This window comes from Pedobacter nyackensis (assembly GCF_032678475.1).
Taxonomy (GTDB): domain Bacteria; phylum Bacteroidota; class Bacteroidia; order Sphingobacteriales; family Sphingobacteriaceae; genus Pedobacter; species Pedobacter nyackensis_A.
In genome coordinates, this window is sequence record NZ_JAVTSF010000001.1 from 1,103,623 (window position 1) to 1,128,477 (window position 24,855).

The following is a 24,855-nucleotide window of genomic DNA, read 5'->3' on the forward strand; positions in this document are numbered from 1 at the left end:
ATAAGATTTAATTTTTATAATGATAATTCCAGACCAAACGTAAAGCTTCTTGACTGAGGATAACTTACGCCGGCATTTAAATTACCCTGCTCGGGATCCCAATATTTAATGTTATCCCAGGTCAACAAATTATACCCCTGTACATATATTTTGGCATTGTTAAGTTTAGCCCTTTCCATCCATCTTTTTGGCAACCTATATCCCAATTCCGCTGTTTTTAACCTTAAAAACCCTCCATCTCTCATCCACCACGTACTTGATGCCTGATTATTCGGAAAACTACTTGTTCGTATGCGAGGGAATAATACATCCTGACTGGGGTTTGATACCGTCCACCTGTCTCTCACTGTTGCACGTACACTTGATTCATCTACACCTAAAGAAAATGGGAAAAAACCCGTGTCGTTACTTTCACCCAAAACTGTGGAGGTGTTAGCTACTCCTGTGAAGAATAAACTCAAGCTAAAGCCTTTATATTCATAGCTGGCACCAAATCCAAAATTAATTTCAGGTGTTGAAGGCTTGCCTTCATATTTTGTCTGGTCAAATTGATTGATGACATTATCCTCATTCAGATCCTTATATTTAATATCGCCAGGTAATACATTACCAAAGTAACTTTGACTGGCAATATTCGTTTTTAAAGCATAATCCTTAGAACCATCCGGATTGGTCGTAATATCAAAATCTCCATCTTGGAATAATCTATCCGCCACAAAAACATTGTTAACATTCAAGCTGTTGCCTGTACTAGCCATCCAGGGATAAAGCGGGGAAATCTCATCAATTTCTAATATCTTATTCTTCGCATAGGTAAAATTCCCTCTCAAACCCAACACTGAATTTAAACCTATCCTGTGTTGATAGGTTAAACTAGTCTCAAAACCTTTATTGGTTACTTTTCCGAAATTTTGAAAAGGCGACTGGTTAAAGCCTGCAGCAGCAGAAACGGTGGCTCTTTGAACCAGGATATCATATCTGTAATTATCGAAATAATCCACAACAAGGTTTACCTTATTACCAAAAAAACCTAGATCGGCTCCAAAATTCTTTTTCCTTTCTGTTTCCCAGGAAAGGCTTCGTGCACTGAACCTACCTTCGGTAAAACCTGAATAACCGTTAACGCTTGCCCCAGAGTTATAACCAAGACTAGCACCTCTGGTCTCACCAAATCCCCCCCTGTACAAAAAGCGCTGCGCTACACCATTTACAACGTATTGATCATTACCTGTAAGACCATAAGAAGCTCTTAATTTAAAGCTTGAAACAATATCTTTTAAGCCTTGAGGATAAAATTCTTCGTTGCTAGCATTCCAGGCAACGCCTATTGCCGGAAAAACACCATATCTATTCCCTTCAGTAAATGTTTCTGAGCCACTAATTCCAACATTTACTTCCATTGAATACCGTCTGTCATACGAATAAGTTGCACGGCCCACATAGGCTAATTTCCTAAATGGAAGTCTGTCTGTCGAGATCTGGGACTCTTTTTGGTACATGAGTGCCATGCCTGTCACCTCATGTTTTTCGGCGAATATCCTGTTATAGTTTAATGATCCTTCGACATATATGTTTTTAGTAGAACTTAATCTTGAATCTAATTCGCTTACCTGATCAGTACCGCTTTTGATCTGCGTATAAATCAAATTACCGTTGATATCTCTGCCTGTAGCATAAAAAGAATTGATAGATTTTCCATTAGCTATTGTATAAATACCATAATAATCATAGCTGGCACTTAGTTTTGCAGATAAACCTTCGGTCAATACATCAAGCCTTTGTTCAAGATCTACCTTTGTCTGGATATTAGTCCTGAATTCATTGGTATAACCTGAATTATTTAACAAGTTATATGGATTGGCACGATTATAACTTGTACGGGGATGGTCTGCAAGTTTACCATCAGAATAAACAGATGGATACAGATAAGGAGGAGCTGTAGTAGCCAGGCTAAAAATCATGTTGGTTGCTACACCAGGATAATTTGTTTCCAGATACTGCCCACTCATATCTACTCTTAAGAGAGTGGTTGGTGTAACTTTTAAATCAATATTACTTCTAAGATTGTATCTTTTCAGCCCGATATTACTACTATATTGCTCCAGAGCATTGTTTTTAAATAAACCGCTTTCTTTATAAAAAGCTCCCGAAACAAAAAATTTTGCTTTTTCGGTACCACCCCTGAAGCTCAGGTTGTGCCTTGTATTATAGGTATTATCTCTCAATAACGTTTTAAGCCAATAATTATCAGGATATAAATCGCCGTCAATCCCACTTTTATATTTATCAATAAGTGCAGCATCAAAAATAGGTGCTTTACCTTCGTTAGTAAGCGCCTCATTAAAAATGCTCAAATATTCTGCAGAGCCTACAAACTCAGGCATTCTCAGGGGTGTTAAATTACTATATTCGCCCCTGTAGGTAATTTCTGTTTTTTGTACCATGCCCCTTTTTGTAGTTACCAATATTACTCCATTAGCACCTTCGGCTCCATAGACAGCTGTGGCAGCAGCGTCTTTCAATACACTAAAAGTCGCGATTTCGTTAGGATCGATATCATTAAAGCTACGTGGAACGCCATCAACAAGGATCAATGGATTTTGAGCGCCATTATATGTACTAATCCCTCTGATCCAAAAAGTAGCATTGTCATAACCAGGTTCACCACTTCTTTGGAATGAAATAATACCTGGTAACTGGCCCTGCAAATTATTACTTAGGTTTCGCCCCCCAAACTGTAAGCCTTCCCCGCTTACAGAACTTATAGAACTTACCATGCTTTCTTTTTTCTGTTTAGCGAAGCCAACAACTACAACATCATCAAGTGTAGAATTGTCGATAACCAAAGTTACTTCTAACACTTTACGGTTGTTAACAGCAATTTCCTGAACTTTATAACCTAAAAAGGAAACCAGTAATGTAGCATCTTCTGCAATGCCATTTAATTGGAATTCGCCATCTGAATTGGTACTTACTACTTTATCTGTGTTTTTAACCCTAACGGTTGCACCAGCTAAAGGCTTTCTCTTTTCATCCAGTACGCGTCCCCCCACATCTATGTTAGCAAAAACAGACAGCATTTTAGACGCTTTAACATTTACGATTACAATTCTGTCTTTTACAGAATAGCTGAGTGGTTGTTTCTGAAAAAGTTCTTTTAAAACCTGTTCAACCTCTGCATCCTTAAATCTCACATCTACGGGCCTCGCTTTTTCCAGCACTTCATCAGAATAAATAAAGTCGTAACCAGTCTGCTTGCGGATTTCTTTAAAAACATACTGGATTTTCACATTCTTTTGCGTTAGAGTTACCCGTTGTGCAACTCCCGCGGCACTAAGCTGCATAAATGCGGCCAATAATATTACGGTGGTTAATCGCATAATGAGCAATATTTTCTGGAAATTCCGGCGCATAAAGACACCCGGTTTCCTTACATAATTTTTATACATTTGTCTTGGTTGTTTAGTTGATACTGAGTCGAATTAATATGAGCATAACGACCGTTTTGCTGGCTCCGATTGCCGTCGGGGTCAGCTTTTTATGGTCTTATGGTATAGGTAGTTTTCTTACATAACCATAATCCTCCTTCCTTCTCGTTTAAATGTTAAACCACCGGCCTGCTGCAGCGCTTCCAAAACAGATGATATATTCTTGGAACGCGATACACTTCCGTTCATTTTTAACTGGCTGTAGCGCCCTTTAGAATAGATAAATTCAACGTTATACCATTTCTCTACTTTACGAATGATACTTTCAAAATCTTCATGGTCAAAAACAAAATCACCATTTTTCCAGGCAATAACCTCTTCAGGAATTACCTGGTTTACAATGATCTCATGGTTACCTGCAACGACTGCTTGCTCGTTCGGTTTTAGGAGAATATTTTTCTCAGCATTTGAGGATATCCTTACACTTCCTTCCAATAAGGTCGTTTTCACGTTCGCCTCATCAGGGTAGCTATTGATATTGAAATGCGTCCCCAATACTTCTACCTTTTGCCCCGCACTTTCCACGATAAATGACCGCTTTTTATCTTTCGCCACTTCAAAATACCCTTCACCTTCAAGCCTTACAATCCTCTGTTTTTGGTTCTTATAATCCGGTAAAAACTCAAGTTTACTATCCGCATTCAACCAAACCTTCGTACCGTCCTGTAAAATAAACTGATACGTACCACCCCGGGGGGTTGTAGCGGTTACCATACGGCTCTTTCCATCTGAAAGAATTTGCCGAAGGTCAGAAAGGGCACTACTGTCATTATAAGTAACTTTACTTGCGTCAATAACTACTCCGGTCTTGGTATCACTAAGCTGAATCAGTTTACCGTTGATGCTTAGTGTTGCAGAGTTTTTACCGGGGGCGATGTCATTCACCACCACATCATTCTGCTGTTTCAGTATCCCTTTGTTATGATAATTAAAAAACCATATCCCGAAAACTATTGCTGTTACCGCAGCTGCTATACCAGCATAACGGAACCATAGTCCTATCCTGCTGATTTTGCGATCAGCTGATATATGCATATTTACGTTACTGGAAATATGCTGATAGGCAGCTTCAAGTTCCTGTGCAGATACATCTTCGTAATTCTTTTTAAGGTCAGCAACAAAAAAAGCCTCCACAATCAGTTGTTCCTCAGCACTGCACTCTCCTAAAGCATATCTGTTCAGTAAGTCTTCGGCAATATTTTCCATACTTAATTTCCCCCTTTTTAAGTATGTCAGTCGTCTGAGACTTAGGGCCTAAATAAATTTGAAAAAAATTATTTGCTCAACAGATAAAATAGAATAGAAGCGAGTTCAAACTTCCCTCTAAGTATCTTCAAGGCGTGATTAATGTGGTTTTTAACTGTTTTTTCCGCAAGATTTAATTGCACCGCAATTTCTCTATGAGATAGTCCGGCATTTCTGCTCAGCTCAAATACTTCCCGCATTTTTTCGGGCAATTTAGCGACCTCTTTTTCAATGAGCGACCGCAATTCCTTTTCGTTAATGTAATGATCGGTAGTATAATTACCCAGGTCAATTAGTTTTTGAAAAGACGCCGCATAATCGGTACGTACTTTCTTTCTGACTACCAGATTAATAAAGCGGTATCTTACCGCACAATACAAATAAGAAGATAAGGTACTCTTCAGATCAAGTTCTCCTGCTTTATCCCATAAGGAAGTAAAAATATCCTGTACCAGATCTTCGGCTTCATCAGCATCTCTCACCAGGTTTTTTGCATAGACATACATGACGCGACTGTACCGCTCAAAAATTTCCTGAAAAGCCTTTTTATCCCCAACTATCAGCAGGTCTGTCAGCTCCTGATCAGAAATGTCATCGTAAATGCTCATTGGAAATCTATATGCCCGATTAAGTTAAATATTCCTTACGAACTTAAATAATAATTTGGCTATATCACAAAATAGGAATTAATAATTCTTAATCTTTTCAATTCCACCTTCTATTTTGTTATACACGTTACCAGCGACTCCACTTCCTATTGGTTAGCACCTCCTACTGCAAAGCGTGTTCTGGAATTGAACCTTAGAGGTATGCCGCGCTTAGCACACAATGAAGAGGCCTACATCCATCCAGATGTAGGCCTCTCTAACCAAATATAAATTAAACGAGCATTACAAATATAGATATATTTCACAAAAACACACCAAAAAAATCAATTAAATAAAAATAAAACAATAAATACACACAAAAACCCATGAAACAACAAAAAAAACAAATAAACAGACTAAAAATCATTAAAAAATCAAAAATAACAACAAAAAAAACACACAAAAACAACAATAAAACCAAAAACACAAAAATAAAACAACAAAATCAAATAAAAAACATAAATAAACAACAAAAACACACAAACAAAACACATAAAAAACCAAAAAAACAATACTAAAACTACAAAAACATCAAAAATAAAACTCAAAAATAATAGACTGTTATTTGTTCATGATTTTCCTTATTTTTGACCCTCTCCATAATAAAATCATGATACACAGAGAAAAAGTAAAGAGTCTACTAGAGACAAATGAATTTAACAGAGAAGTAACTGTTATGGGTTGGGTGCGTACATTTCGCAACAACCAGTTTATTGCTATAAATGATGGTTCCTGCATGGGAAATATCCAGATCGTAGTTGACTTTAATAATACGCCGGAAGAATTGCTAAAACGCATTACTACCGGAGCTGCAATAGCAGTAAAAGGAACTGTTGTAGAATCTCTTGGAAAAGGTCAGCGTGTGGATATTAAAGCCGAAACTATTGAAATATTAGGAGATAGTGATCCGGAAAAATTCCCTTTGCAACCTAAAAAACATAGTCTGGAATTTTTAAGAGAGATTGCACATCTCCGTTTCCGCACGAATACTTTCAATGCGGTTTTTAAAGTCCGTCATGCTTTAGCTTTCGCCATACACCAGTTTTACAACGAAAGAGGCTTCGTGTATATGCATACGCCTATCATCACAGCTTCGGATGCCGAAGGTGCCGGCGAAATGTTTAAGGTTACTACATTAGATTTAGAGAACCCTCCTCGTAATGAAGATGGTAAAGTAGATTATGCTGAAGACTTCTTCGCCCGCTCTGCTAATCTAACGGTATCTGGTCAGCTGGAAGGTGAACTGGCCGCTATGGCATTTGGACAAATTTATACTTTTGGCCCTACATTCAGAGCCGAAAATTCAAATACAACACGTCACCTTGCCGAGTTCTGGATGGTCGAACCTGAAGTAGCTTTTGCTGACCTGGAGGACAACATGAACCTGGCAGAAGACATGTTAAAATATTTAATCGACTATGCGCTTAAAAACTGTAAAGAAGAATTAGAGTTTTTAAACAACCGCTTACTGGAAGAAGAGAAATCGAAACCACAAAACGAGCGCAGCGATCTGTCGTTATTAGATAAATTGAACTTCTGCCTGAGTAACGATTTTGAGCGTATCACTTACACAGAAGCGATCAAAATCCTTAAATCATCGAAACCAAATCAGAAAAAACAGTTTAAGTACTTAATTGATGAGTGGGGTGCAGATTTACAATCAGAACACGAGCGTTATCTTGTAGAAAAACACTTCAAAAAACCTGTGATCTTAACCGATTACCCTGCTGATATCAAATCTTTCTACATGCGCCAGAATGAGCCAGATGAACAAGGAAGAAACACAGTAGCTGCAATGGATATCCTTTTCCCTGGAATCGGTGAAATTGTAGGTGGTTCACAAAGGGAAGAACGCTTAGACAAACTGACCCAAAGAATGGAGCAAATGAACATCCCTCAGGAAGAATTATGGTGGTTTTTAGACACCAGACGTTTCGGTTCGGCACCACATGCGGGCTTCGGATTAGGTTTTGAAAGACTTGTCCTGTTTGTTAGCGGTATGACAAACATCAGGGATGTAATTGCATTCCCTCGTTTCCCAAAAAACGCCGAGTTTTAAAATCACTATAAAAAAGAAAGGCGCTAAACTATCATAGTTCAGCGCCTTTCTTTTTTATAACAACTAAATCTTAAGGCTTACTCTTATTTTCATCCAGGTTATCTGAATAAGAATTAGCATGTGCATAATCGACCAGCGACACCTTATAATCCGTCGGAGTAAAACTAGCCGAAGTACTTAATGCCATTCCCAGCTCAAATCTTAAAGGATATGGCGTCTGTAATAAACTTCCTTCAGGTATATAAGGAAAACTCTCCAGATACGATTGCATTACATTTGGAGCAATCCTACGGTTGATATAAGCCCTTGTCAGCTGATAGGGATGATGTAAACCCGCAGCTCCCAATAATTCAACAGCACTCGCCACAGTAAGTCTGTGAAAATTAAACACCCGTACTTTTTTATCTTCAACAACCAATCCCTTCATCAGACTCGGATCTTGAGTAGCTACCCCCGTTGGACAGGTGTTGCTATTACACTCCAAAGCCTGAATACAGCCTAATGCAAACATCATTCCCCTGGCGGAATTACATAAATCAGCACCCAATGCAATATTTTTCACCAGATCAAAACCAGATGCAACTTTACCCGAAGCAATGACCTTAATATGCTGCTTTAAGTCAAACCCCGACAACACATCATACACAAAAGCAATCGCTTCTCTTAAAGGCATACCAACCGCATTTGAAAACTCCTGCGGAGAAGCTCCGGTACCACCCTCTCCCCCATCTACAGTAACAAAATCTACATAAATACCCGTTTCCACCATCGCTTTACATATGGCAAAAAACTCACTTCTTCGACCAATACACAATTTTATACCAATAGGTTTACCGCCAGACAGGTCACGCAACTGCTTTACAAAGCCAAGCATTTGAATTGGCGTTTTAAAAGCCGAATGAGAAGGCGGAGAAATCACATCAAATCCTTCTTTTACCAACCTGATCCTGGCGATCTCTGGTGTAACTTTACGGGCGGGTAAAATACCGCCATGTCCGGGTTTTGCGCCCTGAGAAAGCTTAATCTCAATCATTCTTACCTGATCAGACCCCGAACGTTCAGCAAAAGCCTCCGGATTAAAAGTACCATCGTGATTACGGCAACCAAAATATCCTGTTCCAATCTGCCAGATTAAGTCCCCACCTGGACTTGCATGATAATCACTTATCCCTCCCTCTCCTGTATTGTGTGCAAAATTACCAAGCTTAGCACCTCCATTTAACGCTAATATGGCATTCTGACTCAATGAGCCAAAACTCATAGCAGAAATGTTATAGATACTCGCATCATACGGCTTTAAACAATCCGGACCACCAACCAACACACGAGGATTAGGATTAAGTTCATGATGGCTAATAGCTGAAATACTATGACTCAACCATTCATACCCGTTTTCATAGACATCCAGCTGCGTTCCAAATGGTATGGTATCATTTTCCATTTTTGCCCTTTGGTAAATCAGCGAGCGATTTAAGCGGCTAAAAGGTTTACCATTCGTATCACTTTCTACAAAGTACTGATACACCTTAGGCCTTAAGTCTTCCATAAAATACCTCAACCTCCCCACGACAGGGTAATTTCGTACAATACTGTGTTTGGGTTGATACAGGTCATAAATCCCGAGTAAAACAACCGGACCGGTAAAAATAAACAACCACCATAATGGAGGATAAGTTAGCCCTAACATTACAGTAAGCGCCACTAAAAATGCCGCAATAGCGATAAATGCTTTTCTCATATCTATCAATTTACTAAATACATACCAATAGAACAATAATTATCCAATTTCGGTCTAAGATTTGTGTAATTTTACATATGCTTATCAAAATCTATCCCGAAAATCCAAATCCTAAAGCAATTGAACAGATTGTTGAAGTACTAAAAAAGGGCGGCTTAATCATTTACCCTACAGATACTGTATATGGATTAGGCTGTGACATCAGCAATCAAAAGGCTATTGAAAAGATCTGTCGTATAAGAGGTATTAAACCCGAAAAGGCTAATTTCTCTTTCATCTGCTCTGACCTGAGACACATTTCTGACTACATTAAACCTATTGACACCGCAACCTTCAGGGTATTAAAAAAAGCACTACCGGGACCTTTTACGTTTATTTTAAATGCCAATAACAACGTCCCCAAATTATTAAGTTCCAACAAAAAAACTGTAGGTATAAGGGTTCCTGATAATGATATTGCCAGAGAAATTGTAAGACAGCTAGGAAATCCAATCTTATCCACATCCATCCGTGACGACGATGAGGTTATTGAATACTCTACCGATCCGGAATTGATTCACGAAAAATACGAAGATACTGTCGACGTTGTCATTGACGGTGGCTATGGTGACAATGAGGCTTCTACAGTTGTAGATTGCACATCTGGTGAATTTGAAGTCATTCGTGAAGGCAAAGGAGATCTTAGTAGTTTTCTCTAGTTTTATTCAAAATAGCTATATTTACCAATATGGCTAAATTAATAAACCTGCAATCTTTTAAAGACTTTTTCCGTTCGGGACAAATTGGTGGCGTAATTTTATTGTTTTGTGTTGCTGTTTCTCTTTTTATCGCAAACTCTACTTACGCTCCGGCATTTTCAAGTTTGCTAGCCACAGATTTCGGTTTTACCTTTGGCTCCCAGGTTTATGCTTTTAGCGTATCTGCATGGATAAACGACGCCTTAATGGCGGTGTTTTTTCTTTTGGTTGGTCTTGAAATTAAACGCGAAATGGTTGAGGGGGAATTATCATCCCTTAAAAAAGCATCATTGCCTGTAGTAGCTGCAATGGGAGGAATGCTGGTGCCGGCATTTATTTACTTTTTGCTTAACAAAGGAGAAACTACTGCTTCTGGCTGGGGCATCCCTATGGCTACCGACATTGCTTTTGCACTCGCCATTATCTCAATGCTTGGAAAAAGCGTACCCACTTCTCTAAAAGTATTTTTAGCTGCTTTAGCTATTGTAGATGACCTTGGCGCCATATTAGTCATTGCCGTGTTTTACACCAATGAGGTTCATTTCGACTATCTATTGATGGCCGGAGGGATTATTTTATTACTACTTGCTTTCAACTTTTTCAATATCAAACCACTTTTCTTCTACCTGATCCCAGGTGTATTTCTTTGGTATTTTATTCATCATTCGGGTATACACGCAACTATTGCAGGGGTATTACTGGCACTAACCATTCCAACAAATAAAACAACTATAGAGTCTCCTCTGGAAAAACTAGAACACTTACTGAATGGCCCTGTAAATTACTTTATCATGCCGATTTTTGCTTTAGCAAATACCAACATCACATTTCAGAAAGAAATGATTACCGGACTAGCCTCTCCTTTAGGGTTGGGTATTATCATAGGCTTATTTCTAGGAAAAACTATTGGCGTAACCCTCTTTTCATGGGTAGCCGTAAAACTTAAATTAGGTAGCCTGCCTTCAAGGTCCGGCTGGAAACATATTATTGGATTAGGAATGCTTGCCGGTATAGGCTTCACCATGTCGATTTTTATATCACTGCTTTCTTTTAGTGATGAACTTCATGTTACAGAAGCCAAATTTGCAGTTCTTTGTGCTTCTGTAATTTCAGGTCTTATTGGTTTTATCTTCTTGAAGTCAATCCACAAGAAGAAAGCAGTGACGACTACTTAAAATTTTGCATAAAAGTTTTCACACTTCCGATTAAATCATTCGAATCAAGCGCTTTAACAAAAGCACTACCAATAATGGCACCATTGGCGTACTGACAAGCTTTATCAAAAGTTTCTTTACTGTTGATACCGAAACCTATCATAGTTGGATTGTTAAGCTTCATTTCAGCAATCCTTGAAAAATAACTTTCGGTATTTTCTGACACCTGTAAATGCTGGCCTGTAGTTGCTGATGAAGACAACAGATAGATAAACCCAGTACTTAACCCATCAATTTTGCGAATACGGTCAGGAGAAGTTTGAGGAGTAACCAAAAAGATATTGCTCAGTCCATTTTCTTCAAATATAGTTTGATACAGATCTTCATATTCAACCATCGGAAGATCCGGCACGATACAACCGTCCACTCCTACTTCTACACAGGCTTTACAAAAGTTTTCTACACCAAATTGCAGCATAGGGTTTACATAACCCATTAACAATACCGGAATACTAACTTTTTCACGTAAGTCTTTAAGTTGCTCAAACAACAACTTCAGATCCATGCCCTGGTCAAGCGACTGCTTACTACTAGCCTGGATTGTTGGACCATCAGCTACAGGATCCGAATAAGGAAAACCAATCTCCAAAAGATCCGCGCCCGACTGCTCAAGGGCTTCTGCAATTTTAACTGTATCATTTAACCCCGGATAACCCGCTGTATAATAAATTGACAATATGTTTTTCTTTGTCTCAAAAAGCTCTTTTATTCTGCTCATACTAAATTATAGATTAAAGTATTTCATATACGTATCCATGTCCTTGTCGCCTCTTCCCGACAAACAAACCACCACATTTTCGCCTCCCTTAAAGTTCATTTTTTCCAGGTAAGCCAAAGCATGTGCACTTTCAATTGCAGGAATAATCCCTTCCATTTGGGTCAGTAATAATCCTGCCTGCAACGATTCATCATCGGTAATAGACACATATTGTCCACGCCCCGTTTTAAACAAATGAGCATGTTGAGGACCAATACCAGGATAATCTAAACCAGCCGATACAGAGTGTGGTTCTACTACTTGTCCGTCATGCGTTTGCATCAGGATACTTCTGCTACCATGCAATACTCCTTCTTTCCCCAAAGCTGTCGTCGCGGCTGAAAAACCACTATCAACCCCTCTACCTCCAGCTTCTACAGCGATCAGTTTTACTTTTTCATCATCAATAAAATGATAAAACATCCCCATGGCATTACTACCACCTCCTACACAAGCCAAAACATAATCAGGCTGATCATTTCCAGTCTGTTCAATCAGCTGTTTTTTAGTTTCTTCAGAAATAACAGACTGAAAAGTTGCCACCATATCCGGGTAAGGATGAGGACCTACTACAGATCCGATAATGTAATGGGTATCTACAGGATTGTTGATCCAATCACGCATCGCCTCGTTAGTCGCATCTTTTAATGTTTTACTACCGGAAGTAGCAGGTACTACTTTTGCACCCAGCATCTTCATCCTCGCTACATTAGGAGCCTGGCGCTGAATATCAATTTCACCCATATAAACCACACATTCCAATCCACGTAAAGCACAAACCGTAGCTGTTGCCACCCCATGCTGACCAGCGCCTGTTTCGGCAATGATACGTTTTTTACCAAGACGCTCTGCAAGCAGAATCTGTCCGATGGTATTATTGATCTTATGCGCACCAGTATGGTTCAGATCTTCTCTTTTCAGAAATATATTGGCATTGTATTTTTGAGAAAGACGCTTAGCCAGATATAATGGTGAAGGGCGGCCAACATAATCTTTAAGCAATTGCTGAAACTCCTTTTGAAAGGCCTCATCTTCAATTATTTTCAGGTAATTCTGTCTCAGTTCTTCAACATTAGGATAGAGCATCTCTGGAATGTATGCTCCTCCGAAATCTCCATAATAACCTTTTTCATTTACAAAATAACTCATAGTGCTAGTTTATGCTTAAAATCTTTTAATTTATCTATGTCCTTTAAACCCGGTGCCAGTTCAAACATACTGTTCACATCAATACTATACAACCGGGGATCATTTATTTCTTTCAACTGTTCAACACTTTCCAGTGCTATACCACCACTCAAAAAGTAAGGTTTGTTTAATGTATAGTTTTTAAGGAGTGCCCAGTTGAAGGTTTTACCAGAGCCACCATGACCAGATGTCTGGGTATCAAACAAGAAGTAATCTACCACATTTGCGTAAGCATTTACAACATTGAAGTCAAAATTCTCATCTACACCAAATGCTTTGATCAGCTGTATTCCTGCATCAGCTAGTAACCCTTTTAAGGCAATACAATACTTTACCGGCTCCTGACCATGGAGCTGAACAGCATTTAAACCATACAAAACGGCGAGTTGGGCCACCCTGTTAAGTTCTTCATTTACAAAGACACCTGTCTTTATTATTCCAGCGGGAAGGCTTTTAACAAACAATGGTGTCAACCCCTCTACAAACCGTTTGGAATCCCGATAAAAAATAAAGCCTAAATAATCGGGTTTTAAACTACTTACAGCCTGTATGTTTTCAGGCAGTTTCATTCCGCATATTTTCAGTTTAACATTCATATTGCTTGTCCCTTGTTAAAAGTTAAAACCTCTGTTTATCTTCCTGTTAATTTTTTAAACCGCTCAAGTGCCTGGTGCCCCATTAATGATGCCTCGGCCTCGTAAAAGCAATCAGCAAAACTCTTTGTGTCATCTATTGTCCGAATCGCTAATGCCGCGTTACACAATACCACATTGTTCTGTTCATCTGTTCCTTCACCATTTAAAACGTCCATAAATATCTTTGCGGAAGATTCAACTGTATCTCCCCCTTTTATTTTATCTTCTGTGATCTGTTCAAACCCCAAATCAGCTACTTTCACCAGCGCCTCCCCTTTTTTACTAAAAGTTTTAATATCGCAGGTTAATGAAACTTCATCAAAACCATTAACAGCATGTAGTATGGTATAGTTTTTATCTGTATCCTGATACAAATAGGCATATAAACGTGCAAGCTCCAGACTAAACACACCTACGATCTGATTTTTCGGTTGTGCTGGATTTACCATTGGCCCCAACATATTGAAAAATGTTTTCACCCCCAATTCTTTACGGATAGGCGCAACAGTTTTCATCGCCGGGTTAAACAATGGTGCATGAATGAAACAAATACCTGCATAATCCAGACTTTTCTTCAATACATCCTGGTCATTGGTAAATGAATAGCCCAGATACTCCATTACATTCGATGAGCCACAACCCGAAGAAACGCCATAATTACCATGTTTAGCTACTTTATACCCTGCACCTGCGGTAACAAAAGAAGCCAGCGTAGAAATGTTAAACGTGTCTTTACCATCCCCCCCTGTTCCACAAAGGTCTATCAACTCGAAATCAGAAAAATCAAGTTTTATACAAAGGTCAAGCATTGCATCACGAAAGCCCTGCAGCTCTTCAACCGTAATATTACGCATACCATATGCCGTAATGAATGCTGCAATTTGCGAACTATTAAATTCTCCAAGCGCAATAGCAGTCAAAATCCTTTGAGCCTCAGTTCTGCTAAAGGTTTTATTTTCAAACAGGTGGTTAAGTATCTTCTTCATATCGGGTATTATAATTGAAGGTTGTAAAAAGGTTGTAAAACAAAAAAGGTTGCCTTAAAGCAACCCTCAAATATTATTATATAAAATAAAAACGTTCAATACAGGGTTACACTACGCATTTGCGTTGTGCCACCACCAGCTATTAAGTCCGTTTGTTAGTATCATTAAAGCAAATATGGAATTGTTTTTGCAAATGAACAAATGTTTCTCAAAAAAAATTATTTGATCAACGCTTTTTTCTCCTTTGTAAAGTGATTGAAAACCAGCTTATCAGCCAGCGCAGGCAACAGTTTATTGATCCAGACTGTCAATTTCCCCTGACCTGTCATGATCAGCGTGCGCTTACGTGCAACTATCCCATTAGCAATAATCTCTGCCACAGTATCGGCACTCATCATTTTACCTTCTTCCATGCTCGTCTCCCCGTGCGATGCTCCGTCTTTAGACAAAGCAGTAACACGTATATTAGATGCAGTGAAACCAGGGCAAGCTACCATAACATGTACTCCTGTTTTCAACAGCTCTGTCCGCAACGATTCCATAAAGCCATTCATGGCAAACTTAGATGACGAATATCCTGTTCGTCCTGGCAACCCTCTGTAACCAGCAATTGAAGAGACGCTGACCACACTTCCTTTTGTTTTCAGAATTTCAGGTAGCGCATATTTTGTACAGTACACCGTTCCCCAAAAATTTACATCCATCAGTTTTTTTAAGACAGAAAGATCGACCTCATTAAATAATGCACGCATAGATAAACCCGCATTATTGATCAATATGTCAATTTTATTAAAAGTAGCCAGCGCCTGTTTAACTAATAATTGGCAGTCTTCTTCCTTGCTCACATCAGTTTGAACAGCAACAGCTTTTACTCCATATTTCTTTTCCAGATCTGCAGTAATTTCGCACAAGGTTACATATTGTCTGGCCGCCAAAACAAGGTTAGCTCCCCTTTTTGCAAATTCTTCGGCACATGCTCTACCTATACCCGACGACGCACCGGTAACTATAATAACTTTATTCTTAAAATCCATACGGGTTATTTGATTAATGAAGACTGATAAGGTACACGGGTAACAATGGATCTGCCTAGTGTAATTTCGTCAGCATACTCCAGCTCTCCGCCAAAAGCAATTCCTCTGGCGATGGTGGTAATGGGAATCTGAAAATCCTTTAGCCTTTTATACAAGTAGAAAAGTGTAGTATCGCCTTCCATTGTAGCGCTTAAAGCCAGGATAACTTCCTTTACCGGAGTAGTCGACACACGTTGAACCAATGAGTCAATAAACAGATCAGCAGGGCCTATTCCGTCCATAGGTGATATTAATCCACCCAGCACATGATACACACCAAAATACTGTCCGGTATTTTCAACCGCCATTACATCTCTCGTATCCTCTACTACACAGATAATATCCTTATCTTTTTTATTGGCAGAACAAATATTACAAATCTGATTATCAGAAATATTGTGACATACGCTGCAATGTTTGATTTCCTTTCTAAGCCTGATTATCGCATTTCCAAAGTGTTCAACTTCTTCCTGCTCCTTATTCAACAGGTGCAAGACCAACCTCAACGCAGTCTTTTGCCCCACACCGGGCAGCTTTGAAAATTCATTAACAGCGTCTTCAAGCAGTTTAGAAGAAAAGTTCATGTTACAAATTTAAATAAAATAGCTCAACAAGCTGATAAACTCATCATGGTTTCTTACATTTAACAGCTTATTAAAACCACAATATGAGTCCCATTATACTTTTATCCTTCCTTATCGGTTATTTTGTGTTATTGATTGGGGTGGCATACCTTACGTCCAGAAACAACTCTGATAATGCCGCCTTTTTTATCGCAAACAGAAATTCCAAATGGTATCTTGTTGCCTTTGGAATGATAGGAACAGCGTTATCAGGTGTAACTTTTATATCTGTTCCCGGAGCGGTCGGCAAAAGTGAATTTGGATATTTTCAGTTTATATTGGGAAATGCCGTAGGCTTTATCATCATTGCAACAGTATTATTACCTCTGTATTACCGCCTAAACATTATCTCTATATACACCTATCTGGAGCGTCGCCTAGGCTTCTGGAGCTACAAGACAGGCGCGGCTATTTTTCTTGTATCACGCACCATTGGCTCTGCTTTCAGACTTTACCTTGTTGCTATTGTCTTACAAAAGTTCATTTTCGATGCATGGAATGTTCCATTCTGGCTAACCATTATCATCTGTCTCGTACTAATATGGCTATATACCCATAAAGGAGGCCTAAAAACTATCATCATTACCGACACATTGCAAACTGTTTTCCTGCTGCTTTCAGTTGTCTTATCTATCGTTTTTATTGCCAATTCATTAAATCTAGATCTGGCAGGAACCTTCGAGGCTGTAAAAACAAGCAGCTATTCAAAGATTTTTTTCTGGGAAGACTTTATGGGTAGCAAAAGTCACTTCATTAAACAGTTTTTAGGGGGAATATTTGTAACGATTGCGATGACAGGTCTGGATCAGGACCTGATGCAAAAAAACCTAAGCATGAAAACGATAGGTGAGGCACAAAAAAACATGTTCACCTTTACCCTGATATTTGTCATCATGAATATCTTCTTTTTAAGTGTAGGCGCTTTGTTATACCTTTTCGCAGCGAATAATGGTATTGATGTTACAGCCTTGAAAACGCCTGATCATTTGTACCCGGAAATAGCATTGAACCACTTGAATGTAATCCCGGGAATTATTTTTATGCTGGGATTAACCGCAGCAACATTTGCCACTACAGACTCTGCATTAACTGCATTGACAACCTCTTTCTGCGTCGACTTTTTACACTTCGATAAAAAAGCAGATCAGAATGCACCAAGCCTGGTTCGTCAAAGACATATGGTTCACGTAGGCTTCTCTGTTTTGATGGTTTTGGTTATTTTAATCTTCAAAATAATCAATGACGACTCTGTGGTAAACGCTATTTTTAAGGCAGCCGGTTATACCTACGGCCCATTGGTTGGTCTTTTCGGTCTGGGTATGCTTACCAGAAGAGCTGTAAACGATAAACTTGTGCCTTATCTGTGTATCCTTTCTCCAATATTATGTTTTATTATTGATACAAATTCCTTAAGCTGGTTTGGTTATGCTTTAGGATTTGAACTGATTATATTAAACGGTTTGATTACATTTATCTTGCTTTGGGTTACCGGAAAAACTTCTACGGCCCAAACCAAATTCTAATATTTAATACCTATAGAATGACAAGTGAAGAGAAAATAAGAAGCGCTTTCGAAAACAAAAACTGGCAGGAAATAAAGGTTACTGACTCCTGGCAAATCTTTAAAATCATGGCTGAATTCGTTGATGGTTTTGAAAAATTAGCTAAAATTGGTCCTTGTGTTTCCATCTTTGGGTCAGCTAGAACTGCCGAAACAAATAAGTACTATGAAATTGCTGTGGAGTGCGGAAGGCTCTTAACAGAACGTGGTTACGGTGTAATTACCGGTGGTGGCCCTGGCATTATGGAAGCGGGGAACAAAGGGGCTCATACCAATGGAGGTAAATCTGTAGGTTTGAATATAGAGCTCCCTTTTGAGCAGTTCCACAATAAATATATCGATCACAACAAGTTGTTGGAGTTTGATTACTTTTTCATCAGGAAAGTAATGTTTATGAAGTATTCTCAGGGCTTCATTGTTTTACCTGGTGGAATGGGAACTATGGATGAGTTGTTTGAAGCGATTACGTTAATCCAGACAGGAAAGGTTGCACGTTTCCCAATTGTTTTAGTGGGAAAAGAGTATTGGGGTGGCTTAATAGAATGGATCAAAGGAACTATGCTGCAAAAAGAGCATAATATACATGCTGAAGATCTGAACCTTTTCAGACTGGTTGATACAGCTGAAGAAGCGGCAGAACACATCTTCAGGTTCTATGAGAAGTATGTACTGAAACCGAATTTTTAAACGATTTATTGAGTTCTTTGAGCTTAAATATCCATTAGCTAAAAATATTCACCCCTTAACTCAAAAAAGTCAAATATTGTTCTCCTCCTCGTATATTTAGCCCTGAAGAAGGGCAAATCTACGCATGTCGGCTCACAGCATTTGACTTTTTTATGAGTATTATTACACCATGCAAAGACGCAATAAACTTATATAGTGCTTTTTCTAGACGTTAGAAGGTTATTCGCCTAATATCTCGTTGATTTTCTCGGTAGGCCTTGCTATAACGGCCTTATCACCGGAAACTAATATTGGTCGCTCAATAAGAATGGGATACGCTACCATCGCTGCAATCCACTCTTCATCAGAAAGTTCTTTCCCTTTATAGTCAGCTATATAAATCGATTCATTTTTACGAATAAGCTCATGGGGCTTAACACCTAACTTGTCAACAATTTCACGCAATTCTTCTGCAGTAGGTACTGTTTGCAAATAATTAATAACCTCAAATTCTTGCCCACTTTCTTCTAAAGCAGTCAATGCACACCTACTTTTACTGCATCTGTTATTATGGTAAATCTTTATCATATTAAAATTTTGATAAAAATATCGATATTTTGGAAAAAGGCACCAAGGCGATTAACAATTTCTATGTGGATGCAAACAGAGTTTTACCTTTGCTTAGTAAACAATTTACCAAATGATAATAAGAAAGAAGGAACACTGGTTTAAAATGCTCTTTATATGGCACGGATCTGTACTACCAACAGTTCTCCCACGATTAATTTTACTTCTTATTATATCTATGTGTGTAGTATGGCTTCGTGGAACTATTTTTTCATTCAAAATCCCCCTCAATCCTGTTCCATTAACTTTGTTTGGATTCGTACTTGCACTATTCCTCGGTTTTCGCAACAATGTTAGTTATGATCGTTTTTGGGAAGGCAGAAAACTTTGGGGAGCTTTGTTAAATGATACCCGATCGTTAGCACGTCAAGCTATGACCCTGCCGAATATTACTGCAGACAACAAGCTTACTACTAACTTTATTCAGTTATTGATATCTTTTACTTACGCATTAAAACATCAACTAAGAGGTACAGATGCTAGCCTGGATTTAAAGACCCGCCTTACTGAAGAACAATTTAAGGTTATAGCACCAACAAAATTTAAACCTGTCATGCTCATGAAACTCATGGCCGAATGGATAAAAAATATTAAAAATGATAATAAAATTGATTCCATTCAGCAAGCCCGATTTGACGAAAACCTGGATAAGTTATCTGACATAGTAGGTGGTTGTGAGAGAATTATATCTACACCTATCCCGTATAGCTATCGTGTTTTATTACATCGCACCGTTTATTTATACTGTTTTCTATTGCCTTTTGGCTTAGTAGATAGTTTACAGTGGCTCACACCCCTTATCGTCGTTTTTATAGCTTATACGTTTGTAGCCTTTGAGGCTATTGCAGATGAGATTGAGCAACCATTTGGAACCGAAGCAAATGACCTTGCTCTTAATTCAATGTGTTTAATGATAGAGACTACATTATTGGAATTAGCTGGAGAAAGACTACCTGAAATTGAACAGCAAAATAGTGGAATTATTGATTAATTGCTTTTAGAATTCCCTTTGCCCAAAATTCAGCTAAAGCTTTAGAGCCCTCAGCATTGGGATGCAAATAAAAAACTCCATGCTTGCCATTCTCAGGTTTAAATAATTTTTTATGGCTCTTTTGAAAAAATCTAAAAACACCATTATCACCCAGATAAACCTTGTTTGGATGGCTAAGTTTATACTCCCCATATAAAGTTTCTATTTGTGGAAAGTAACTGCTTAAACGATCGAGACCTTCCTGCATGTATCCTGTATTATTGTCTGTATTTGGGCTGTACCAAAGCGGATATTGTATAACAAATTTGGCGTCGGGATATTTCTCGATCAAGGTATTGATTAGGGCACTTAAATTATCTTTGTACTGAACTGCCTGGACAGGTGCACCATTTGGTCCGAACATGGCGCTATCATTTGTACCCAACATGATAGAGAACAATAAGACGGCTGTTTTATCTTGCGCAAAGAGATCGGCGACCTTCACTACTTTTGGGAAATCAATGTCGTTCTTTGGCAAAAAATCTACAGTAGTATGTCCACTAAACCCCTTATTATTAACATTCACAGAACTAATACCTTTATGTTGTTTCAATAGTTGCGCCACATAGATTGGTGGAGCTTCAGTTTTTGGATTTGCTAAAGCACCGCCCTCAGTAATACTGTCACCTATAAAAACAATATTTATCTTTTGCTCTTTTTTTCCTGAAAAGGAAGTCAAAACGAATAGCAAGAACAAACAGGTGTAATTAAAGATAGCTTTCATCATTTTTATACGTCAATAATTTCAAATTAAGGAAAATCTAATATAAGGTTTTGTGTTTATTTACACCATTTTTCAAGTTTATCCATCAAGTCTTCCAGGCGAATAGGTTTACTAATATAATCGTTCATCCCGGCATCTAAACAATCTTGTTCATCACCTTTTAATGCATTGGCCGTTAACGCAATAATAACTGGTTGTTTCAATTGCTTTTTTCTGATCAGTCGGGTTGCCACTAAACCGTCCATTACCGGCATTCGCATATCCATTAAGATAATGTCATAATCTTTTTCATTAACAGCGTTAATGGCCTCTTCTCCATTTCTCACCAGATCAGGTTTATAACCCAATCGATCAAGAATATTAACGATTACCAATTGGTTTATTAATTTATCCTCTGCGATCAGCAATGTGCAAGGGTAATTTGTTGAAAAATCAGCAGACATTCTTTTATAAAACACCTGTTCTTCTATTTCTGCATGCCTTCTTGTTTGCAATGCACTTGAGACTTGTTTACTAAGTACATGCTGGCGGATAGGCTTTGTCATGACCGAATAAAACAAACCTCGTTGACTTTCTTCAAATTCTTCGCCAATAGAACTCAGCAAAAGAATCGGAATAAGTGGATAGCGTTGCTTCATCAGCTTGGCCAGCATTACACCATCCATTCCAGGCATTTGCATATCTGTAATCACTAAGTCAATTGCCGGATCAAGCAACAGCATTGACAATGCCTGTTTAGCCGAACTGGCCGATATAGGTTGTAAGTTCCAATACCCAAGCTGCTTATTCAAAATGGTCAGATTTGTCGCGTTATCATCTACAACCATTACTTTTTTGCCTGCATGTTCCGTCATGCTATAATTGGTATATGGCTTCAGTAGCTTAGTTCCAATTTGTGTACAGATCGTAAATGAGAAGGTCGTCCCCTGATTCAGCTCACTCTCCACATTAATTTCGCCTCCCATAAGCTTGACAAGCTTTTCTGAGATTGCGAGGCCCAAGCCAGTACCACCATACTTACGGGTTGTAGAGGAATCAACCTGCGAAAAAGCGTCAAACAAATTATCCAATTTATCAGCCGCTATTCCAATACCTGTATCACGCACTTCAAATTTCAGTTCGAACAGTCCGTTTTGTAAAATATCCCCTACAGAAACAGCTACAAAAACCTCACCCTGTTCGGTAAATTTCATAGAATTTCCAACCAAATTAATCAATACCTGCTTCAACCGCAGCTGATCACCAACAATTTGCGAAGGAACATCTTCTTCAATATGATAAACTAAATCCAACTGAAGTTCAGCAGATTTTACTGCAAATATATCAAGGACATCTTCTATACATCTACGCAAATTAAAATCTTCGGACTCTAATTCCATATTGCCAGACTCTATTTTAGAAAAGTCCAGTATATCGTTGATAACATTAATCAATGTTTCGCCACAATTAGCAATCACATCTGCAAACATATACTGCTCTTTATTCAGATCTGTTTCTTTTAAGAGCATCGCCATCCCCATTACCCCATTCATCGGGGTGCGGATTTCATGGCTCATGGTAGCAAGAAAGATGCTTTTGGCCTGATTGGCCCGATCAGCTTCAGCTCTGGCTTTTTCCAACTCTAAATTAGATACCTTAAGCTTCTCGTTAGCTTTTTCCAATACCTCTTCATTCTGTTTCCGGACCAATGATAGTTGAGCTTCTTTTTGTAGTTCGGCCATTGCTAAGGTCTGAACAACCTGCCTTTCATTAGACTTTCTTAATAAGTAGGCCCATAATCCACAGATAAAAAAGATCATGTCGGCCAATAATATATGAATTATGAAAGTCTGCAAATCAAAAGAATCCAACCGTGTAAAATAGATTTCACTTACCCCACTATTTTGCAAATAACCAAATACCGCATGATGGACCATCACCACGATAAGCATGGGTATCTGTAGTTTCCATTTCTCATAGGTAATTAGCAACGTGCTCCCAATAAAGGCAAAGAAATGCATTTCGAATAGTCCATGCATCTGGTAAATAAACTGTGCCATAAAAATACCCAGCACTGCGCTTAAAACGTATTGATAAAGATTGGATGACGGTAAAAAATATTTCACGGAATAATAGGCCAGCAAAGAAAGACCACCTACTCCAAATGCAATTAACCAGGTATCATAAAATTGCGCAAAGATCAGCCCCACTATGAAATAACCCCATAAAAAGTAATTCATTAAACGATCCGTTCTTTCTTTAACTCCCAGGAAAAGTAAGCGGTTTTGGTTATCAGAAATAGTCATATGATTGTTTGAAATCATTGCTTAATCAGTTCAAAATTTTTAATTATTTACAGTCTGGCAAAGTACAACCATAGGATTTCAGTGCTGCCTCACTAAAAACCAGATCAGTTTGCTTTTTCAACAAACCGTTCAGAGCTATTTTTGCGAAGCTGGTTTTTTCATCTGTACAATAACGGGTGGTGTTATAGTTTCCTCTGTAATATAAATGTTGCTCCTGATCTAATAAAACAGCCTGAGGAGTAGAATACACACCACAAGCTGTGGCAAGCGTTTCATCAAATAGAATAGGGATTTGGAGATCAAACTTACTTTGGATAGTTTCCGAAGTAAAAGATTTGGGACTCAATACTACCACTCTAAAATCAATACGATCGCCATACTCTTTAACAAGTGATTTAAAATGTTTCATGTTAAATCGTGAACAGGGACAGTCTGGATTAAAAAAATGAAGAAAAATGGGTTTACCATGCTTATTGTCCAAAGTTCCGTTAGAGGCTATCAAACTTCCTATCTCAACTGATTTATAGTTTTTAGGAATTGGGGTTGGCAATTGGTAAATGATATCGTTGTACCAAAATAGATATCCAATGGCAGAAAACAAAAGTATTAGCCAAAAAAACACGAAAGCTTTCTTCATATTGAAATACAGAGTATTAGTAGATTGTGTTTATAAGACCAATAACGTCATTTATTATATTAATCGGAAGGAAATATAAAATTTATTTGATGTTTCCTTCCGATAATAAATGTTAAAAATCAATTAAAAGATGTCGTCATAGATCAGCCTCTTCTTGTTACTTAATATGTTTACTTAAAACTAAAGCTGTTCTTTAAGCTTAACCCAAACGTTTTCTGCAAGTATTTTTTGTCCCTCAGCTGTTGGATGAATGCCGTCTTCTTGATTTAGTTTCGCTACACCCCCCACCCCTTCAAGTAAAAAAGGTACATAAACCATCTTATTTTTGTCGGCCAAACTGCTAAAAACAGCTTTAAAATCACCCGTATATTTTGCCCCCATATTGGGTGGCATTTGCATGCCTAGCATCACCAGTTTTACAGCCGGATATTTAGCCTTTACCTTATCAATTATAGACTGAAGGTTTGCCTGCGTTTCGGGAATAGATAAACCTCTTAAACCATCATTAGCTCCTAATTCCAGTACAAAAATATCAACCGGCTGTTTCAACAGCCAGTCAATCCTACTCTTACCACCTGCAGAGGTTTCACCACTTAGTCCGGCATTAATTATCTTATAGCTCAGACTTGCTGAATCTATTTTTTTCTGAATCAGCGCAGGATAAGCGTCTTTAGGATCAAGACCATAACCCGCTGTTAAGCTGGTCCCAAAAAAAAGAATATGCTGCACATTTGGATTCGAAGATCTTGTAGCAGATTCTCCTTCTGCAGCTTTTACTGTTGACTGATCTGTCTTTTTTTCATTGTTTCCGCAGCTCATTAATAGGCTTGTCAAAATTAGTGTACTGATGATGTTTATACGTAACATATATAGGATATATAATTCTAAAAGTAGTGATTTACTGTATATTTAACAGTGGATAATCCGTTAAGTTT

General features: G+C 38.3%; 22 protein-coding genes. 7 read left to right on the forward strand and 15 right to left on the reverse strand.

What is annotated here, in order from left to right; translation table 11 throughout:
* Positions 1-14: 14 nt before the first annotated feature.
* The 3 genes from R2Q84_RS04415 to R2Q84_RS04425 form a co-directional block, all read right to left on the reverse strand.
* Positions 15-3,449 (reverse strand): TonB-dependent receptor, encoded by a 3,435-nt coding sequence (locus R2Q84_RS04415; protein WP_316815316.1) that lies wholly within the window; start codon positions 3,447-3,449, stop codon positions 15-17.
* Between the two features lie 117 nt (positions 3,450-3,566).
* Positions 3,567-4,694, reverse strand: coding sequence for a FecR family protein (locus R2Q84_RS04420; RefSeq protein WP_316815317.1), 1,128 nt, complete (start codon positions 4,692-4,694; stop codon positions 3,567-3,569).
* Positions 4,695-4,762: 68 nt separating this feature from the next.
* A complete protein-coding gene (locus R2Q84_RS04425; RefSeq protein WP_316815318.1) occupies positions 4,763-5,341 on the reverse strand; it encodes an RNA polymerase sigma-70 factor in 579 nt (192 codons plus the stop codon).
* A 365-nt stretch (positions 5,342-5,706) separates the two neighbouring features.
* Between R2Q84_RS04425 and R2Q84_RS04430 the strand changes: the two genes are divergently transcribed.
* Together R2Q84_RS04430 and asnS are read left to right on the forward strand one after the other, a co-directional pair.
* Complete coding sequence (locus R2Q84_RS04430) at positions 5,707-5,898, forward strand: hypothetical protein (RefSeq protein ID WP_316815319.1); 192 nt, start codon at positions 5,707-5,709, stop codon at positions 5,896-5,898.
* 92 nt (positions 5,899-5,990) lie between these two features.
* Positions 5,991-7,439, forward strand: a complete 1,449-nt coding sequence (gene asnS / locus R2Q84_RS04435) for an asparagine--tRNA ligase (RefSeq protein ID WP_316815320.1) — start codon at positions 5,991-5,993, stop codon at positions 7,437-7,439.
* A gap of 70 nt (positions 7,440-7,509) precedes the next feature.
* On the opposite strand, the gene R2Q84_RS04440 is transcribed toward asnS, so the two are convergent.
* Positions 7,510-9,177: an FMN-binding glutamate synthase family protein gene (locus tag R2Q84_RS04440; protein WP_316815321.1), complete on the reverse strand. Its 1,668-nt coding sequence runs from the start codon at positions 9,175-9,177 to the stop codon at positions 7,510-7,512.
* A gap of 77 nt (positions 9,178-9,254) precedes the next feature.
* Between R2Q84_RS04440 and R2Q84_RS04445 the strand changes: the two genes are divergently transcribed.
* Both R2Q84_RS04445 and nhaA read left to right on the forward strand, forming a co-directional pair.
* Entirely contained in the window at positions 9,255-9,875 is a 621-nt protein-coding gene (locus R2Q84_RS04445; RefSeq protein WP_316815322.1) for an L-threonylcarbamoyladenylate synthase, read from the forward strand.
* A 29-nt stretch (positions 9,876-9,904) separates the two neighbouring features.
* The gene (gene nhaA / locus R2Q84_RS04450; protein ID WP_316815323.1) at positions 9,905-11,089 is read left to right on the forward strand and encodes a Na+/H+ antiporter NhaA; all 1,185 of its coding nucleotides are present in this window, start codon (positions 9,905-9,907) and stop codon (positions 11,087-11,089) included.
* On the opposite strand, the gene trpA is transcribed toward nhaA, so the two are convergent.
* The 6 genes from trpA to recR form a co-directional block, all read right to left on the reverse strand.
* Complete coding sequence (gene trpA, locus R2Q84_RS04455) at positions 11,082-11,846, reverse strand: tryptophan synthase subunit alpha (protein ID WP_316815324.1); 765 nt, start codon at positions 11,844-11,846, stop codon at positions 11,082-11,084. The genes nhaA and trpA overlap by 8 nt on opposite strands.
* 6 nt (positions 11,847-11,852) lie before the next feature.
* Positions 11,853-13,034, reverse strand: coding sequence for a tryptophan synthase subunit beta (gene trpB / locus R2Q84_RS04460; RefSeq protein WP_316815325.1), 1,182 nt, complete (start codon positions 13,032-13,034; stop codon positions 11,853-11,855).
* Positions 13,031-13,669 (reverse strand): phosphoribosylanthranilate isomerase, encoded by a 639-nt coding sequence (locus R2Q84_RS04465; protein WP_316815326.1) that lies wholly within the window; start codon positions 13,667-13,669, stop codon positions 13,031-13,033. The genes trpB and R2Q84_RS04465 overlap by 4 nt, the downstream gene beginning before the upstream one ends.
* A gap of 35 nt (positions 13,670-13,704) precedes the next feature.
* Positions 13,705-14,694 (reverse strand): anthranilate phosphoribosyltransferase, encoded by a 990-nt coding sequence (trpD, locus tag R2Q84_RS04470; RefSeq protein ID WP_316815327.1) that lies wholly within the window; start codon positions 14,692-14,694, stop codon positions 13,705-13,707.
* Between the two features lie 218 nt (positions 14,695-14,912).
* Complete coding sequence (locus R2Q84_RS04475; RefSeq protein ID WP_316815328.1) at positions 14,913-15,728, reverse strand: SDR family oxidoreductase; 816 nt, start codon at positions 15,726-15,728, stop codon at positions 14,913-14,915.
* Positions 15,729-15,733: 5 nt separating this feature from the next.
* On the reverse strand, positions 15,734-16,351 hold the full coding sequence (gene recR, locus R2Q84_RS04480) for a recombination mediator RecR (RefSeq protein WP_316815329.1): 618 nt from the start codon (positions 16,349-16,351) through the stop codon (positions 15,734-15,736).
* 83 nt (positions 16,352-16,434) lie between these two features.
* Between recR and R2Q84_RS04485 the strand changes: the two genes are divergently transcribed.
* Both R2Q84_RS04485 and R2Q84_RS04490 read left to right on the forward strand, forming a co-directional pair.
* Positions 16,435-17,913, forward strand: coding sequence for a sodium:solute symporter (locus tag R2Q84_RS04485; RefSeq protein WP_316815330.1), 1,479 nt, complete (start codon positions 16,435-16,437; stop codon positions 17,911-17,913).
* A 17-nt stretch (positions 17,914-17,930) separates the two neighbouring features.
* A complete protein-coding gene (locus R2Q84_RS04490) occupies positions 17,931-18,638 on the forward strand; it encodes a TIGR00730 family Rossman fold protein (RefSeq protein WP_316815331.1) in 708 nt (235 codons plus the stop codon).
* 219 nt (positions 18,639-18,857) lie between these two features.
* On the opposite strand, the gene arsC is transcribed toward R2Q84_RS04490, so the two are convergent.
* Positions 18,858-19,205 (reverse strand): arsenate reductase (glutaredoxin), encoded by a 348-nt coding sequence (gene arsC, locus R2Q84_RS04495; RefSeq protein ID WP_316815332.1) that lies wholly within the window; start codon positions 19,203-19,205, stop codon positions 18,858-18,860.
* Between the two features lie 112 nt (positions 19,206-19,317).
* Here arsC and R2Q84_RS04500 point away from each other — a divergent pair, with 112 nt between their 5' ends.
* Positions 19,318-20,235, forward strand: a complete 918-nt coding sequence (locus tag R2Q84_RS04500) for a bestrophin family protein (RefSeq protein ID WP_316815333.1) — start codon at positions 19,318-19,320, stop codon at positions 20,233-20,235.
* Here R2Q84_RS04500 and R2Q84_RS04505 read toward each other — a convergent pair.
* The 4 genes from R2Q84_RS04505 to R2Q84_RS04520 all read right to left on the reverse strand — a co-directional run bounded on the left by R2Q84_RS04505 (position 20,225) and on the right by R2Q84_RS04520 (position 24,787).
* A complete protein-coding gene (locus tag R2Q84_RS04505; RefSeq protein WP_316815334.1) occupies positions 20,225-21,001 on the reverse strand; it encodes a GDSL-type esterase/lipase family protein in 777 nt (258 codons plus the stop codon). The two genes, R2Q84_RS04500 and R2Q84_RS04505, sit on opposite strands and share 11 nt — an antisense overlap.
* A gap of 53 nt (positions 21,002-21,054) precedes the next feature.
* Positions 21,055-23,301 (reverse strand): response regulator, encoded by a 2,247-nt coding sequence (locus tag R2Q84_RS04510; protein WP_316815335.1) that lies wholly within the window; start codon positions 23,299-23,301, stop codon positions 21,055-21,057.
* Positions 23,302-23,326: 25 nt separating this feature from the next.
* Positions 23,327-23,920, reverse strand: a complete 594-nt coding sequence (locus R2Q84_RS04515) for a TlpA family protein disulfide reductase (RefSeq protein WP_316815336.1) — start codon at positions 23,918-23,920, stop codon at positions 23,327-23,329.
* Between the two features lie 180 nt (positions 23,921-24,100).
* A complete protein-coding gene (locus R2Q84_RS04520; RefSeq protein ID WP_316815337.1) occupies positions 24,101-24,787 on the reverse strand; it encodes an arylesterase in 687 nt (228 codons plus the stop codon).
* Between the last annotated feature and the right edge of the window lie 68 nt (positions 24,788-24,855).

Bases quoted from the DNA above. Each gene is read 5' to 3' on its own strand.
- R2Q84_RS04425 (WP_316815318.1), bottom strand. From the start codon at position 5,341: ATGAGCATTTACGATGACATTTCTGATCAGGAGCTGACAGACCTGCTG.
- trpD (WP_316815327.1), bottom strand. From the start codon at position 14,694: ATGAAGAAGATACTTAACCACCTGTTTGAAAATAAAACCTTTAGCAGA.
- arsC (WP_316815332.1), bottom strand. From the start codon at position 19,205: ATGATAAAGATTTACCATAATAACAGATGCAGTAAAAGTAGGTGTGCA.
- R2Q84_RS04415 (WP_316815316.1), bottom strand. From the start codon at position 3,449: ATGTATAAAAATTATGTAAGGAAACCGGGTGTCTTTATGCGCCGGAAT.
- R2Q84_RS04485 (WP_316815330.1), top strand. From the start codon at position 16,435: ATGAGTCCCATTATACTTTTATCCTTCCTTATCGGTTATTTTGTGTTA.
- R2Q84_RS04465 (WP_316815326.1), bottom strand. From the start codon at position 13,669: ATGAATGTTAAACTGAAAATATGCGGAATGAAACTGCCTGAAAACATA.
- R2Q84_RS04420 (WP_316815317.1), bottom strand. From the start codon at position 4,694: ATGGAAAATATTGCCGAAGACTTACTGAACAGATATGCTTTAGGAGAG.
- R2Q84_RS04510 (WP_316815335.1), bottom strand. From the start codon at position 23,301: ATGATTTCAAACAATCATATGACTATTTCTGATAACCAAAACCGCTTA.
- R2Q84_RS04440 (WP_316815321.1), bottom strand. From the start codon at position 9,177: ATGAGAAAAGCATTTATCGCTATTGCGGCATTTTTAGTGGCGCTTACT.
- trpB (WP_316815325.1), bottom strand. From the start codon at position 13,034: ATGAGTTATTTTGTAAATGAAAAAGGTTATTATGGAGATTTCGGAGGA.
- R2Q84_RS04475 (WP_316815328.1), bottom strand. From the start codon at position 15,728: ATGGATTTTAAGAATAAAGTTATTATAGTTACCGGTGCGTCGTCGGGT.
- R2Q84_RS04500 (WP_316815333.1), top strand. From the start codon at position 19,318: ATGATAATAAGAAAGAAGGAACACTGGTTTAAAATGCTCTTTATATGG.
- R2Q84_RS04445 (WP_316815322.1), top strand. From the start codon at position 9,255: ATGCTTATCAAAATCTATCCCGAAAATCCAAATCCTAAAGCAATTGAA.
- R2Q84_RS04505 (WP_316815334.1), bottom strand. From the start codon at position 21,001: ATGATGAAAGCTATCTTTAATTACACCTGTTTGTTCTTGCTATTCGTT.
- R2Q84_RS04520 (WP_316815337.1), bottom strand. From the start codon at position 24,787: ATGTTACGTATAAACATCATCAGTACACTAATTTTGACAAGCCTATTA.
- trpA (WP_316815324.1), bottom strand. From the start codon at position 11,846: ATGAGCAGAATAAAAGAGCTTTTTGAGACAAAGAAAAACATATTGTCA.
- R2Q84_RS04430 (WP_316815319.1), top strand. From the start codon at position 5,707: ATGAAACAACAAAAAAAACAAATAAACAGACTAAAAATCATTAAAAAA.
- nhaA (WP_316815323.1), top strand. From the start codon at position 9,905: ATGGCTAAATTAATAAACCTGCAATCTTTTAAAGACTTTTTCCGTTCG.
- R2Q84_RS04515 (WP_316815336.1), bottom strand. From the start codon at position 23,920: ATGAAGAAAGCTTTCGTGTTTTTTTGGCTAATACTTTTGTTTTCTGCC.
- recR (WP_316815329.1), bottom strand. From the start codon at position 16,351: ATGAACTTTTCTTCTAAACTGCTTGAAGACGCTGTTAATGAATTTTCA.
- asnS (WP_316815320.1), top strand. From the start codon at position 5,991: ATGATACACAGAGAAAAAGTAAAGAGTCTACTAGAGACAAATGAATTT.
- R2Q84_RS04490 (WP_316815331.1), top strand. From the start codon at position 17,931: ATGACAAGTGAAGAGAAAATAAGAAGCGCTTTCGAAAACAAAAACTGG.